Source organism: uncultured Methanobrevibacter sp., from assembly GCF_937906425.1.
Lineage (GTDB): Archaea > Methanobacteriota > Methanobacteria > Methanobacteriales > Methanobacteriaceae > Methanobrevibacter.
In genome coordinates, this window is the sequence record NZ_CALCYR010000013.1 from 1 (window position 1) to 14,964 (window position 14,964).

Annotated in this window: 5 protein-coding genes; 2 read left to right on the top strand and 3 right to left on the bottom strand. The window is 29.4% G+C overall.

What is annotated here, in order from left to right:
* Positions 1 to 320: 320 nt before the first annotated feature.
* Positions 321 to 1,214 (bottom strand): hypothetical protein, encoded by an 894-nt coding sequence (locus Q0138_RS00570; RefSeq protein ID WP_297979463.1) that lies wholly within the window; start codon positions 1,212 to 1,214, stop codon positions 321 to 323.
* A gap of 479 nt (positions 1,215 to 1,693) precedes the next feature.
* Here Q0138_RS00570 and Q0138_RS00575 point away from each other — a divergent pair, with 479 nt between their 5' ends.
* On the top strand, positions 1,694 to 2,287 hold the full coding sequence (locus Q0138_RS00575) for a hypothetical protein (protein WP_297979465.1): 594 nt from the start codon (positions 1,694 to 1,696) through the stop codon (positions 2,285 to 2,287).
* A gap of 1,100 nt (positions 2,288 to 3,387) precedes the next feature.
* Here the strand turns inward: Q0138_RS00575 and Q0138_RS00580 are convergent.
* On the bottom strand, positions 3,388 to 9,765 hold the full coding sequence (locus Q0138_RS00580) for an Ig-like domain-containing protein (RefSeq protein ID WP_297979467.1): 6,378 nt from the start codon (positions 9,763 to 9,765) through the stop codon (positions 3,388 to 3,390).
* 610 nt (positions 9,766 to 10,375) lie between these two features.
* Here Q0138_RS00580 and Q0138_RS00585 point away from each other — a divergent pair.
* Positions 10,376 to 12,559: a Tex family protein gene (locus Q0138_RS00585; RefSeq protein ID WP_346662257.1), complete on the top strand. Its 2,184-nt coding sequence runs from the start codon at positions 10,376 to 10,378 to the stop codon at positions 12,557 to 12,559.
* Between the two features lie 302 nt (positions 12,560 to 12,861).
* Here Q0138_RS00585 and Q0138_RS00590 read toward each other — a convergent pair whose 3' ends face one another.
* A complete protein-coding gene (locus Q0138_RS00590; RefSeq protein WP_297979473.1) occupies positions 12,862 to 14,733 on the bottom strand; it encodes a glycosyltransferase in 1,872 nt (623 codons plus the stop codon).
* Positions 14,734 to 14,964 lie beyond the last annotated feature (231 nt).

Consider the following 14,964-nt stretch of genomic DNA (forward strand, 5'->3'; position numbering starts at 1 on the left):
AAAAACTAAAAAATATTAAAATTAAGTTAAAATTCTAAAAAAATAATAAAAATAGATTAAAAAAAATTTAAAATTAAAAAAACTTAAAAAAACTAAAAAATATTAAAATTAAGTTAAAATTCTAAAAAAATAATAAAAATAGCTAAAAAATAAAAATAAATAAAAATAAATAAAAATAAATAAAAATAAAAAAATAAAAAAATAAAAGATCTAATCTAAAAAGATTAGAATTTGTCTAAAATTGATTAATATTTGTTAATTAATTAATATTTGTCTAAAAATTAATTAATTAATTATTAATAAAATTAATTAATCACTGATTATTTAATGACCAATTTGCCAGTTGCTGTAACAGAATCCCAATAGGTTCCTCCAGCATACTTTACTGTAAAACTATAAGTCTTTTTAGTGGAAAGACTGATTTTAACACTAGCCACTCCATTTGCATTGGTTTTTGCAGTATATGTTTTCTTATTAACTGTGAAAGTTATTTTCTTGCCGCTAACAAGGTTTCCTACATTGGATGTGATTGTAGCAGTTAATGTCTTGGTTTTAGCACTAGCCTTATAGGTCTTAGCAGGAACTGTTAAAGTCATTTTCTTCTTGATTACAGTAATTTTAGCAACTTCAAATGATGAATTGTAATTGTCATCTCCCAAATAACAAACTGCAAAGGTATATCCACCAGGCTTTGCAAGGTTTATCTGGGTTTTGGCACTGCCGTTTTCATCAGTTGTATATTCATATACATGACCATTGAATCCAACACTGATAGGCATAGCAGCCAAGGCCTTTCCATCAGAGTCTACCAATTGGAAATTGAAATACTCACCAATACGGCCGTCTCCAGCCATTACAGAAGTAGTTGTTATATTTTCACAAATAATTTTTGTAACGGTTCTGGTGATAGTTGCCTTTTTCTTGGAAGAGGACTCTTTTTTCAAAATATCCTTTTCAAGTAAATTATCATCAGGTCCAGAAACTAAATTGGAACTAGTTTCTAAATTAGCATCAAGTTCAGAAACTAAATTGGAACTAGTTTCTAAATTAGTTTCCACATTTAAAGCATCTGTATTAGAATCATCAATTTCTAAAGAATCTACAGCATTCAAATCAGAATCAATTTCCTCAGAAGCTGATACCATTCCAATACTGAATAAAAGAATAAATAATACTGAAATAAAGATTAAACTCTTTTTTAATTGAATTTTCAAAAAAATACACCTTTTATTAATTTTTTAAAAAAAAATAAGTTTTAATTATAAATATTTTATTTTTATTTAATATTTAAATTTTAATAAAAAAGACAAAACAACCTAAAAAAAATATTTAAATTTTAATAAAAAAGACAAAATAAGCAAAAAAATATTTAAATTTTAATAAAAAAGACAAAATAAGCAAAAAAAATATTTAAATTTCAATAAAAAAGACAAAATGAGTAAAAAAAAAGAAATTAAAATTTTAATTAGAAAAACCAAATAACAAAAAAGTAGAATTTAAAATAATAAAAATTAAAGAACTAAAAAAACAAAATATAAATTAAAACAAATTTGTTTAAAATTTTTAAGAATTTAAATTAAGTATTTTACAAAAAAATGTTTAAAATTTTTAAGAATTAAATTTTAGTATTTTACAAAAATCAAAAGTAAAATTAAATTAAAAAAATAAATTAAAATTGTTTAGGGGAATTATAATGCAAACAAGAGACATAGCAATTATTTGCATAACAATTATAATCCTTGTAGCTATAGGAGTCTTCGCCATTAGCAGTTCCAACTTTGCAGAAGATACAATCTTGGAAATTACAAGTGATGAAAACCTTGATGAGGGAGACAGTCTTATAATAAAGCTTACAGACAAGGACAATAAGGAATTGGCCAATAAAACCATAAGCATAAACATTACAGACAAAAGCAGCAATATTGTAGAAAGCTTTACACTTAAAACCAATTCCAATGGTGAGGCTAAAGTAAATAATCTAAAGTCAGGAAACTTTAGTGCAAGTGCACTATTCATTGGAGACAAGAATTATAAACAGTCACATGCAGAAAAAGACTTTAATGTTAAAAAGATTGTGACTGAAAGTTCAAGTTCCACCAGTTCCACTTCAGACAGCACAGAATATGCAACCACATATAAGGCAGATGAAGAGGTAAACGGTTGGGATCCTAATGAACATGAGGTTTCACGTGAAGATCTTGGAGACGGAAGTCAAAGAATAACCTATGACGACGGATACTTTAGAATTGTGGACAAGGATGGAAATATCCTAAGTTATGGTTATTAATAAAAATAATTAAAAAAAATTTAAATTAGGGTTAATCCCTAATTATTCTTTTTTTAAAAATTAAATAAGACTTTATAACTACTTTTTTTAAATAATATTTAATTAAAATACTTATTTTATGAAAATAAAGAATAAAAATACTTCTTTAGAAAAAAATACTTCTTTTATAAAAATAAAGAATAAAAAATCTTTTTTTAAAACAGCTGAAACTAGAAAAAATCAATAAAAAAGGTATAAAAAAGAAAAAAAACTATAAAAACAGCTGAAACTATAAAAAATCAATAAAAAAAGTATAAAAAAGATAAAAAACTATAAAAACAGCTGAAACTAGAAAAAATCAATAAAAAAGGTATAAAAAAGATAAAAAAAGATAAAAAAAGATAAAAAAAAGAAAAATATAAAACAATTATAAAAAATCACCAACCCCTACAAACTAGTTAGTAACTAGCCTTTCTATAAAGAAAATCATTCTCATTTTAAAAAAATTTAGGATAAAAACTATCCCCCAAAACTGCTTTATTAATATCTAAACCTTTAAAAAAATATTAATAAATGCAAATTCTCAATATAGTTCAAAATTTTTAAATCGAGAATAACTGTACCAACCCATATAGCTTACATACATAAACTAAAAAGATTTTTATAAATTGTCAATTTCTCATTACAAATTAACTAAGGTTAAGTTCATAATTTATTTTATTTCTTTCCATATATTAAGTTTTTGATTTTTTTTAAACAATGAAACAAAAATTTTATTAGTTTAAAACAAATTTTTATCAGTTTTTTTAATTTTTTTAATTTTTATTATATCGAACACATATAATTAAAGATTTAATTGAAAAATTCTTTAGAAGCATATACTTAATTACATCCATGAAAAAGTTTTTAAAAAAAAGCCAAATATTCTAAAAATATAACAAGAATAAAAATAGAAAAAAAGAGTTAAAAAACCAAAAAAGAGAGAATGAAAAAAATAGGTTAAAAAAACTTTATTAAAAAGAATAAAAATAAACTAAAAAAGCTTTAAATAAAAAAAGAATAAAAATAAACTAAAAAAAATTAAAAAGAAAATGAAATAAATCATTTTCTTAAAAATTCAACTATTTTATAGTAAGTTTACCTGTTTTAGTCACTGCAGCAAATGTGTCGTCTCCTGCAAATGAAGCTGTAAAGCTGTAAGTTTTCTTGCTTGAAAGACTTACCTTAACACTGGCTACACCTTTTGCATTGGTTTTTGCTGTGTAGGTCTTGCCATTTACAGTAAATGTAATGGTCTTGCCCTTAATGAGTTGACCTGCTTCGTCCTTGAATGTAGCAGTCACTGTTTTAGTCTTAGCACTTGCCTTATATGATTTGGCAGGAACGGTTAAGCTAGGTTTTTGTTTTTCTACAGTGATTTTTGCAGCAATGAAACTTGCATTATACTCATCATCACCTAAGAAACAGACAGCGAATGTGTATCCGCCTGCAACCTTAAGGTTAACCTGAGTCTGGGCAGTACCGTTTTCATCGGTTAGGTATGTGTATACATGACCGTTGAATCCAACGCTTACATTCTTGCCGGCTAAAGCCTTGCCGTTTGCGTCCTTGAGTGTGAATACGAAGTATTCACCGGTTCTAAGGGCAGGATAGGTTAAGGCCTTTGTAGTCATGTTTTGATAATCAATATCAGTTACTATACGCTTAAGAGGAACCTCAATAGTGTTATTGATTTCAACTATCTTTTCAGTAATGGTATTGATTACAATAAGGTTCATGTAGCCCACAGTTGTAAGATTATTGGCGTCAACATAGCTTACAAGTACTGTGCTGTTGCCATCTACTGCAATTGTGTATTGGCCGTTTTCATCGGTAATTGCACTGCTTTCTTGACCGTTTACACTTACACTGATTGTAGCGTTTGCAATTGCTGCACCGTCAAGATCTCTTAATGTAGCAATTACTGAACTGCCGTCTTCACTTGCCAAAGCGATTGTAGCGTTTGGTGTAATGTATACAGGTACTTCAACTTCAACTGGTACTTCTACAGGAACTTCAACTGGTACTTCTACAGGAACTTCAACTGGTACTTCTACAGTTTCTACAACTTTGTTTACAATTGCACTTACACTGGCACCATTTTCATCAGTGTAGGTTAATTCAGCAGTTATATTTCCATCAATAACTACTGTAATTACTCCATTTTCATCTGCAGTTAAATTAGACTCTTTACCATTGATTACAGCACTTAAACTTGCATTGGCAATTGGTTTACCATCATTGTCTTTAAGGGTAATGCTTAAAGCTTCATCACTGGTTTCAACATCAATAGTAGCATTGGCAGTTACAGGAACTTCAGGACCTGGCACTTCATTTTCCTCAATCACCTTAACAAATTTAACAGCATAAGTACTTAAAATTCCATTTTCATCAGTGTAAGAGAGGACAACAGTTGCATTAGCATCAATTTTAATATTGATGGAACCGTCTTCAGCTGTAGTTAAATTAGACTTTTCACCATTAATGTTAGCCACAACGGTAGCGTTAGCAATAGGATTTTCATTCAAATCACTTAAGACAGCAAGAATACTGTCATCAGCAAGGTTCACATCAAAGATGACATTAGCAAGAATAGGTTCTTTATCCTCAATTGGAGTGTAAACAATTGTAATGACTTTTTCAATTGATTTATAGCGAATAGTACCATTATAAACAAATTTAAGTTCATTTTCACCTTCAATTAAACCATCAACATTTAAATCAATATCTCCGTCACAGATAATGCTGCCATAATACTCACCATTCAAGTAAATGTCAACTGAAGTATTAATGAAACCTTCTTCCTCCAAATCAACAACTCCTACTGAAACAGAAGTGCTTGAAGTATTTACAGCCTCATCATAAGTCAGATAGATATCGGTATTGATTACTCCATAGGAAGCAAATACATTAAACTCATATTCTGCATAGACTGAAGAATAATTAGAGTCTCCCTCAAAGCTTACTACAATATAATACTTCTTTACCTCTAACAAGTCAGCAGCAATTACTATGGTGCCCTCACCAGTAAATGTATGTTTTTCATAAAACATAGGGGATTCGTAATATTCATCATCAGATATTTTAACAGTGAATTCCTTATTGATAATATTTGATTTATTGTTTTTATCAATCAATTTTACAGAGATGAACTCATCATCACCGATAATAATATCCTCACAATCAAGATCAAGAACACATACTGCATCATATACATAGAAATAAACAGATTCCTGAAATGGAGAATAGTAGTCGCTGCCATTGAATACAAATTTTACAATATTTTCACCATGAACAATATCAGTTATTTCAAGACTAATATTACCATCTTCTGGAGTTTTTATGCTTGTGAAATATTCATCATTAACATAAACATCTAAATCAACAGATATAGGGCCCAAATCCTTTTCCTCATCATAAAGCCTGTAATTTGAGGTTAAATATGTTCTAATTGTAATATTACTACTATTTCCAGAAACATGATTTTCATAATTTATTTCATAACCAATTGCAGAAATTACCTCAACCACTGTTTCCCCAGTGCATGAAGAATAATCATAATCATCTGCATCATAGTATGCTTTAATGATAAATGCTGGAGACTTAGGATATAAGCTTGAATCAATGATAATTGACCCATTTCCAGTAATATTATAGGAATCTATTAATTTTCTGACGAAATAATTATATTTATTTTCAAGAGAATATATGTCTATGACAAATTCCTTATCCACTAGATTACCATCTTCATCAGTTAAATTAGCATAAAGAATAAACTCCTCATTTTTATAAATGATGGATGGCACATCAAAATTGACAGAACTTTGCTTAGCATAATTTATAACTTTAAATTCCTTGCTGGTATTTTTATAAAGGTCACTGCCATTATAAACAATCCTTACAATATTTTCACCAACATCAAGTCCATCAAGATTGATATTTGCAAAGTAATAATAATATGAAATAGACAATGTGCTAACAGTTGAATAATACTCATCATTAATATATACATCAACTGAACCTTCAATATAGTCCCAATACTCCTCATCATATATTTCTATAGAAAATTCTATTGATCCATTCACTGCTTCACCTATAGAATCCCTAAGATAAATAACTGGTTCAACAGGGCTAACCACCCACAATTCCTCTTCAGTAGAGTAGTCATTATTGTAATCACCCCCATCATAACTAGCTACAATATAATAATAAGAATTCACTAAGTCTGAAGCAGGAATTACAATAGTCTCATTACCGGTTACAGTACGATTTAAACAGTAAGAACCCTCATTATCATCTCCCCAATTAACATTGTAATAATAGGATTCATCCATTATAAGAAGGTTGAATTCCTCATTGATAATTCTATCATGATTAAACTTATCAACTAAAGAAACTGTAATATATGCATCATTGCCTTTTACAATTTTAGGAGCATCTAAAACTATTTCACATACTGTAGAATATGCCTGAATGTTTAATGTTGCACTTGAAGATTCATATCCGTCTGTTGAATTAAATTTAATATCAATTTTATTCATTCCAAGATTAAGACCTGTAACTTTAGCATTAATAGATAAAGAGTACTCAGGTATTAAAACTGTCTTATAAAATTCATCATTTAAATAAATATCAAGATAATATCCATACAAGTCAGAATAATGTGAATTATGTAAACTCATGGAAAGAACTACACTATCATTAGAATTCAAATAGTAATATGCATCAATGGAAGTTTCATTGGAAATCACAGAGAAATAATTTGAGCAAATGTAGGACTCATAATAATCATCAGAATCAAATTCTGCTTCCAAATAATAATATTTTTGATTATAATCATAATAAAAAGTATAATTGAATAAACTAGAATCAAATGTTACATTGCCTTCACCAATAATAGAATGCTCTTCAACAATTCTTGAAACATAGTCCATTGAATCATCATCAAATTGACACTCCTTAAGATAAAGGGTAAATTCCTTATTTAATTTATTATCGTCAGAGTCTTCCAAACGAGCCAAAACAGTGAAATTAGTTCCTATAGGAATGGTGGAATAATGCATATTAATAGATACCGCTTCATAATATAGGAATTCCCAAGACTTATTAGATGGATTAAGAGCATCAGTTCCATTAAAAATTACAGAAATATTGTTTTGTCCCCTGATTAAAGAATATATATATGTCCCTTTAGGAGAATCTAATGAAGTTTCAACAGTAGTGTAATATTTACCATTAATGTAAACATCAACTAAAGAGTTAATATACTCATCATCAGCCATTAAAGATATATCTAAATAGTAATAGTTACCATGACCTTCAGAATTACCATCTAAGACTATTTCAGTATCTTTTAAATCAATATAAGTAAATATCATCTCATCAGTTGAAGGAGCAATAAGACCTTCCCCATCAAAAGTCGCATAAACCTTATATTTATGATTTAAATTTAAATCATCTGCACTGATATTTATGCTAATGCTACCATTACTTACAGGATAAGTTTTATTCAATAAGCTTTCATCATCTAAATCGTAAATATAGACAGTGAAATTATTTTTTAATAACTTATCATCATCATCAGTTAAATTAACTGTAATAAGATTATCCTTACCATTGAGAAGATATTTGGTTCCATTAATATTAAGGTTGGATTTAATTGAATAACAATTGATGGTAATGGTCTTTTGAGAAGGCTTTACATTGCCCCCGCCATTATACTTAATAATTATTTCATTAGGACCATAATTAAGATTCAAATTTATTCCGCCGAAATCACCATACCAATCATAATCGTCTCTCAGATAAAATTTTCCATAAAACTCTCCGTTAATATAAACATCTACAGATGAATATATTACATCACCATCAACATAGACATAAACATTTATTCTTGGAGAAGTGCCAAGTATATTTTCTTCATAATCAATTTCTATTTCACTATCTACCTTTTCAACAACATTAAAACTATCCCATCTATTACATGGGGCATAATCCCCTTCACCAGCAAATTCGGCATAAATGTTATACCTGTGATTTAAAGCAAATTTATCACTGGAAATAGTTAAGCTAGCATTATCATTATTAACTACAAAAGTTTCATCTAAGCCAGTAGAATCAAAGTCATCAAAGACTCTTACAGTAAAATCATAATCCAACAAATTACCATCAGAATCAGTCAGATTAACACTAAAAGTGCAATCATTACCATAAATTAAATATGATTCACAATCAACATAGAATCTAGACCCTTTAGCGTAACTGGTTATATTAAAGCTAGCATTGGAAGGAGCATAAACATCACTGCCGTTATATTTAATAAGAACCTCATTCACACCAATATCAAGACCTATAAGATCAACAAAAGTATAATAATCGGAATTAGTAGTTTCGGTTAAAACATAAGCTCCATTAAGATAAACATCAACAGAATCAGACAACCGACCATTACCATTTAAACCAAAGCCAATATTAGTGGAATCACCGACACAATAATCACTAGAGCTAGTGCCAATATAAGTACTTATTTTTTCAACAACATCAAAACTATACCATCTATTACATGGGGCATAATCCCCTTCACCAGCAAAGTCAACGCAAATGTCATACCCGTCATTTAAAGCAAATTTATCACCGGAAATAGTAAAGCTAGCATTATCATTATTAACTACAAAAGATTCATCTAAACCAGTATAATCAGAATAATCAAAGACTCTTACAGTAAAATCATAATCCAACAAATTACCATCAGAATCAGTCAGATTAACACTAAAAGTGCAATCATTACCATAAATTAAATATGATTCACAATCAACATAGAATCTAGACCCTTTAGCGTAACTGGTTATATTAAAGCTAGCATTGGAAGGAGCATAAACATCACTGCCGTTATATTTAATAAGAACCTCATTCACGCCAATATCAAGACCTATAAGATTAACATAAGTATAATCATTAGACTTAGTAGTTGCGGTTAAAACATAAGCTCCATTAAGATAAATATCAACAGAATCAGACAACCAATCATTACCAACTAAAACAAAGTCAATATTAGCGGAATCACCAACACAATAATCACTATAGCTAATATAAATATTAGTAGGTATCTTTTCATCATCAGCTAGTTCAGATGATGATAAACTATTAATATTCTTTGAACTTTTCTCCAAATTATCAATGGATTTATCAGAAGCATCAATATTTGAATCTGTAGAGTCATCCACAGTTAAATATTGAGAATCATTGTTTATATCATCCACAGAATCACTTGTAGACTGTAAAGAATCATCTGCAGAATCCCTATAATTATCAACCTTAATAGAAGACACATCATTATCAGATATGATATTTGTATCAGATACAGTATCTGATATGCATGTATCATCCATACTCAATTCGTCTGAAGCTGAAACCATAGATATGCTTAAAAATAGAGCTAAAAGCATAGCTATTAGAATCATACTCCCCTTTTTATTAAACCTCATTATATCACATAATAAAATTATAAAATTTTTAAACTAATTTAATATTAGTATAGTAATATTTTTTACTAATTAAGTTAATAAATATTTATATTTAATTTAAGAAAATTAAGCAAACCCATCTATTAATAAGGCTGGAGTTATTAAATTTTAAAATAAAGAATTTAAGAGACTTATAGAAGACTTAAAATAAAAAGATAAAGAATTTTAACATTAATGCAAAATTTTAAATAAAAAAATAAAAAATTTTAACATTTTGTCAAAATTTTAAATAAAAAATAATCAGCCACTAATTAATCACTTTTATTAAAAGCACTTAAACAAAATCTCACTTAAAATATTTAAACTAATAAAAACTAATAAAGAATTGTTAAAAAAAACTAAAAAATCCACCTAAAGAAAACTTAATTTAAAGGCAAAAATCCACTAAAAATCCTGCCAGGATTTAAAAAAAACCACTAAAAAAGAGAAGGGATTTAAAAAAATCCACTAGAAAATAGAATGGATTTAAAAATCCAGAAAATGAATCTAATTTAAAAAAATTCAAAAAACTTTAAAAAATTAAAATTAAAACTGGAGTTTTAAAATGATGATTGCAGAAACATTGTCACAAGAACTTAATATAAAAACTTCTCAAGCAGAAAATGTAATTAAATTAATAGACGATGGAAACACCATTCCATTTATAGCAAGGTATAGAAAAGAGATTACAGGTTCTTTAGACGATGAAATATTAAGAAAATTTGATGAACGTCTTAAATATTTAAGAAACCTTGAAGAAAAAAAACAAAGCGTTCTTAAAAGCATTGAAGAACAGGGCAAACTTACAGAAGAATTAAGAAAAGATATAGAGGCAGCCCAAACCCTTGTGGAACTTGAAGACTTATACAGACCATACAAGCCTAAAAGAAGAACCCGCGCTACAATAGCTAAACAAAAGGGTCTTGAAGAATTGGCAGAAATCATCCTTGCCCAGGAGATTGAAGTTCCTGTAGAGGAAATTGCAAAGGATTATGTTACAAGCGATCTTGACATTGAAGAGGAACTTAAGGTAAACAGTGTAGAAGAGGCCATTCAAGGCGCACAGGACATCATTGCAGAAATAATTTCAGATAATGCAAGCTTTAGGGCTCTAATCAGAGAATTAAGTTATGAGGATGGAGAACTTATCTCTGAAGCAAAGGACAAAAGTGAAGAGTCTGTATATGACATGTATTATGAATACAGTGAAGAGATTTCCAAGATAGCCAGTCACAGGGTTCTTGCAATTAATCGTGGAGAAAAGGAAAAATTCTTAAAAATCAAAATAAGCGCTCCTGAAGAGGATATCATAACATACCTTACACGTCATGTTTTAATAAACAAGGGCGGAAAGCCTACAAGTCCAATTTATAACAAGTATACAGAGGAAACCTTAAAGGAGGCTATCAAGGACTCATATAAACGTCTAATAGCTCCTGCAATAGAAAGGGAACTTAGAAACCAGTTGTTTGAAAAGGCTGAAGACAAGTCAATCAAGGTTTTCTCCAAAAACCTGGAACAGCTATTGATGCAGGCCCCTCTCATAAACAAGGTAGTTCTTGGATGGGACCCAGCATTTAGAACAGGCTGTAAGCTTGCAGTAGTGGATGAATATGGAAAGGTTTTGGAAACCTCCCTTGTATATCCAACAGATCCTCAAAACAAGATTGCAGAAACCCGTTCAATAGTACGTGATTTGATTTTCAAATATGACATAAATCTAATAGCTATCGGAAATGGAACAGCTTCAAGAGAGTCAGAGGCCATTGTTGCAGACATCATCAAGGGCCTTGATGTCGAATATGTTATAGTGAATGAGGCCGGTGCAAGTGTCTATTCAGCAAGCAAGCTTGCAACAGAGGAATTCCCTGATTACAATGTAGGTGAACGCAGTGCAATCTCAATAGCCAGACGTGTACAGGACCCATTGGCTGAACTTGTAAAAATAGATCCAAAATCAATTGGAGTTGGCCAGTACCAGCATGACATGAACCAGAAAAAGCTTGGGGAATCACTGGACAATATTGTTGAAAAATCAGTGAATGAGGTTGGCGTAGACTTGAATACAGCATCAGTGTCCCTTATGGAACATGTTTCAGGAATAAGCAAGACAGTTGCTAAAAATATCCTAAGCTATAGGGAGGAAAATGGCAAATTCCACACAAGGGATGAACTTTTAAAGGTAAAGAAACTTGGTCCAAAGGCATTTGAACAATGTGCAGGATTTATGAAAGTAAAGGGACCTAATCCATTGGACAATACAACAGTCCACCCAGAATCCTATGGCGCTACACTGGCATTCCTAAACTCATTGGGCTACAGTCTTGAGGATTTGGAAAACAGGAAAATCAAGGAATCCGACCTTGACTTGACTGACAAGGAATTTGAAGATCTTGCATTGGAATTGGGAATAGGTGAAATAACCTTAAAGGACATTGCCAGAGAACTTAAAAAACCTGGTCGTGACCCAAGGGATGAAATGCCTCAGCCAATCCTTAGAAAAGACGTATTAACAATGGAAGACCTTGAAGAGGGAATGGTTTTAAACGGAACAGTCCGCAATATAGTTGACTTTGGTATTTTTGTTGACATAGGTGTTCATCAGGACGGATTGGTTCATAAGTCACAAATTACAGACACCCAATTCGTAAAACACCCCCTTGACTTTGTAAGTGTTGGAGACATAATTGACGTCAAGGTAATTGACATTGACATAGGAAGAAACAGAATCCAATTAAGCATGATCATTTAATTGGATTTTTATCCAAACACTTTTAATTATCGTTTTTATCAATTAAGCATGATCATTTAATTGGATTTTTATCCAAACACTCTTTTTTCAGCATTATATCTTTCCAATACTAATAAAAATAAATAAAAATTATTCAAAAATAGAAAAATAATTAGAAATAAAAAAATAGATTAAAATAAAAGAGGAAAATTAATTAAAAAGATAAAAAAGATTATTTATCTAAAAAAAATAAAAAATAGAATAATTTAAAAAATAAAAAATAGAATAATTTAAAAAATAAAAAAGAGGATAATTAATCAAAATTAATTATCGCTTTTGTCGTTTTTGATTAAGCTTTTAGACTTTCTAAGCGGTTCAGTTATTTTCCAACTTGTTGAGTTTAAAATCTCCTCGTTTTTCTCCTTAATCTTTATGAGATTATTATTGAGCTTTTCATTTTTCTTAGTTAGTTTCTCATTCTTTCTTTCAAGGGATTTATTATTCTTTAGCAATTTCTTATTTTCCCTATTTAAAGCCCTATTATCTCTTCTTAAGTCCTTCTCTTTTTGTATAAGGTCTTGAATAAAATCATTTAAATCTTTTTTAAGCTGAATGTGTTTTTCAGCAGAATAATCGCAGAAGTAAATAACATTATCCTCTGTATAGATTAGATAAGAGCCTAAAACTGAATAATTAATGATTGGAGTTATAATGTTAGAGTCTCTAAAGCTTATATTGTTGTTCATTACTACAATTTCATCATTTTCAGAGTAAACCGCATGGAATGTGATTTTGGAATCTTCAATTTCATCTATTGGTATTTTAATTATAAACTTATGTTTGAAGTGCCAATCCACACCTAAAAGCCTTATAATCTGATATTTAGGATTTTTATTTGATTTGGAAATTTCATTTAATTGAGAACAATCAGAATTTAATTTGGAACTTTCATCAGAAGGGGACTCCAAAAGGTCATTTTCATCAGAATCCAAATATTCCTCTTCCCCATAAACAATCTCAGTTCCATCTGATCTTCTCTTAAAAGCTTGAAAACTTAAATTCTCAAATTGACATGAACTTGCAAAGGTTCCATTAAGATTTAAAAACCCTTCTTCAATACTTATCACATCAAAATAAAACCTATGCTTGTGTAAATTGTTTATTGTAAAGTCTCCAGTCTTTAAATAGACTTCCTTATCCTCTTTAAAACATTCTATATGAAACTCCTGTCTATTTTTCAAATACATTAAAAAGTATCTGATATAATTCTTTTTAATAATAACAGGATTTGTTAAGGCCTCTTCATCAATATAAGCTAAAACATCATATAAAAGCTTCCAAAATTCATCAATCTCCTCCTTGCTGAAGTATTCCGGAAAGTCATCAAGGACATAATACCATTGAATGTCATAGGCTATAAGGTATTGAATAAACTTAGGAACATAGGATACTTTTTCTAGGGAGTAATCAATCAAATACTTAAAGTAATCCCTTAATCTTGGAATGAAGAATTCCTTTCTTGATTTGGCAGTGTCTACTGTGGATGAGTTGTCCTGTCTTTTTCTATAGAAATACTGTGCACTGTTTATTACACCATATTTCCTCTTGTCCATAAGTATCTTGCAGACTACTATTGCATCCTCACCAGTAGCAAGATTTGTCTTGAAGCGATAATCCTTATAGGCCTCCCTTTTAATGAATGAAGAGTTAATAGCCAATTGAGGATATTCGGGATGAGTCTCTAAATCTATGATTTTCTCATCCTTGAACTTATAGTTCAGGATATGGTCCCCTTCCCTTGCATCAAAATAGATTAGGGGAATGCTTACAAGATCTATTTCTCCATCATGATTTGAAAAAAAGTCATAGACAGCGCCTAATGCATTTAATGATAACTTGTCATCGCTGTCTAAAAATGTGATATATTCAGCATCAGCATAATCAAGGGCCAAATTACGTGCAGAGCCCTGTCCACCATTCTCTTTAGTTAATGCTATAATGTTATTAGGATATTTTTCCTGATATTTCAAGCAAATATCATAAGAATTATCTTGACTTCCATCATCCACTAGGATTAATTGGACATTTTCCTCAAATCCAATATCCTGATTTATAATTGACAATAGGGCCTCATCAAGATAGTCTTTAGTGTTATAAACTGGCATAATTACTGAAAATTTAAAATTATTATCCATATTAAACACCTAATTAAATTTTATAATATCATTGACAAATAAATAAAGAAATAAATAAAGAAATAAATAAAAACTAAGAAAAGTAATCTTAATAATAATTAAATTAAGCAAATTATTCAAACTAATTATTTACAAAACTCAATACTTAATAATAATTAAATTAAGCAAATTATTCAAACTAATTATTTACAAAACTCAATACTTAATAATAATTAAATTAAGCAAATTATT

What these genes read in the sequence shown, in the direction of transcription:
- Q0138_RS00585 (WP_346662257.1), top strand. Translation starts at nt 10,376, where the DNA reads ATGATTGCAGAAACATTGTCACAAGAACTTAATATAAAAACTTCTCAA.
- Q0138_RS00590 (WP_297979473.1), bottom strand. Translation starts at nt 14,733, where the DNA reads ATGGATAATAATTTTAAATTTTCAGTAATTATGCCAGTTTATAACACT.
- Q0138_RS00575 (WP_297979465.1), top strand. Translation starts at nt 1,694, where the DNA reads ATGCAAACAAGAGACATAGCAATTATTTGCATAACAATTATAATCCTT.
- Q0138_RS00580 (WP_297979467.1), bottom strand. Translation starts at nt 9,765, where the DNA reads ATGATTCTAATAGCTATGCTTTTAGCTCTATTTTTAAGCATATCTATG.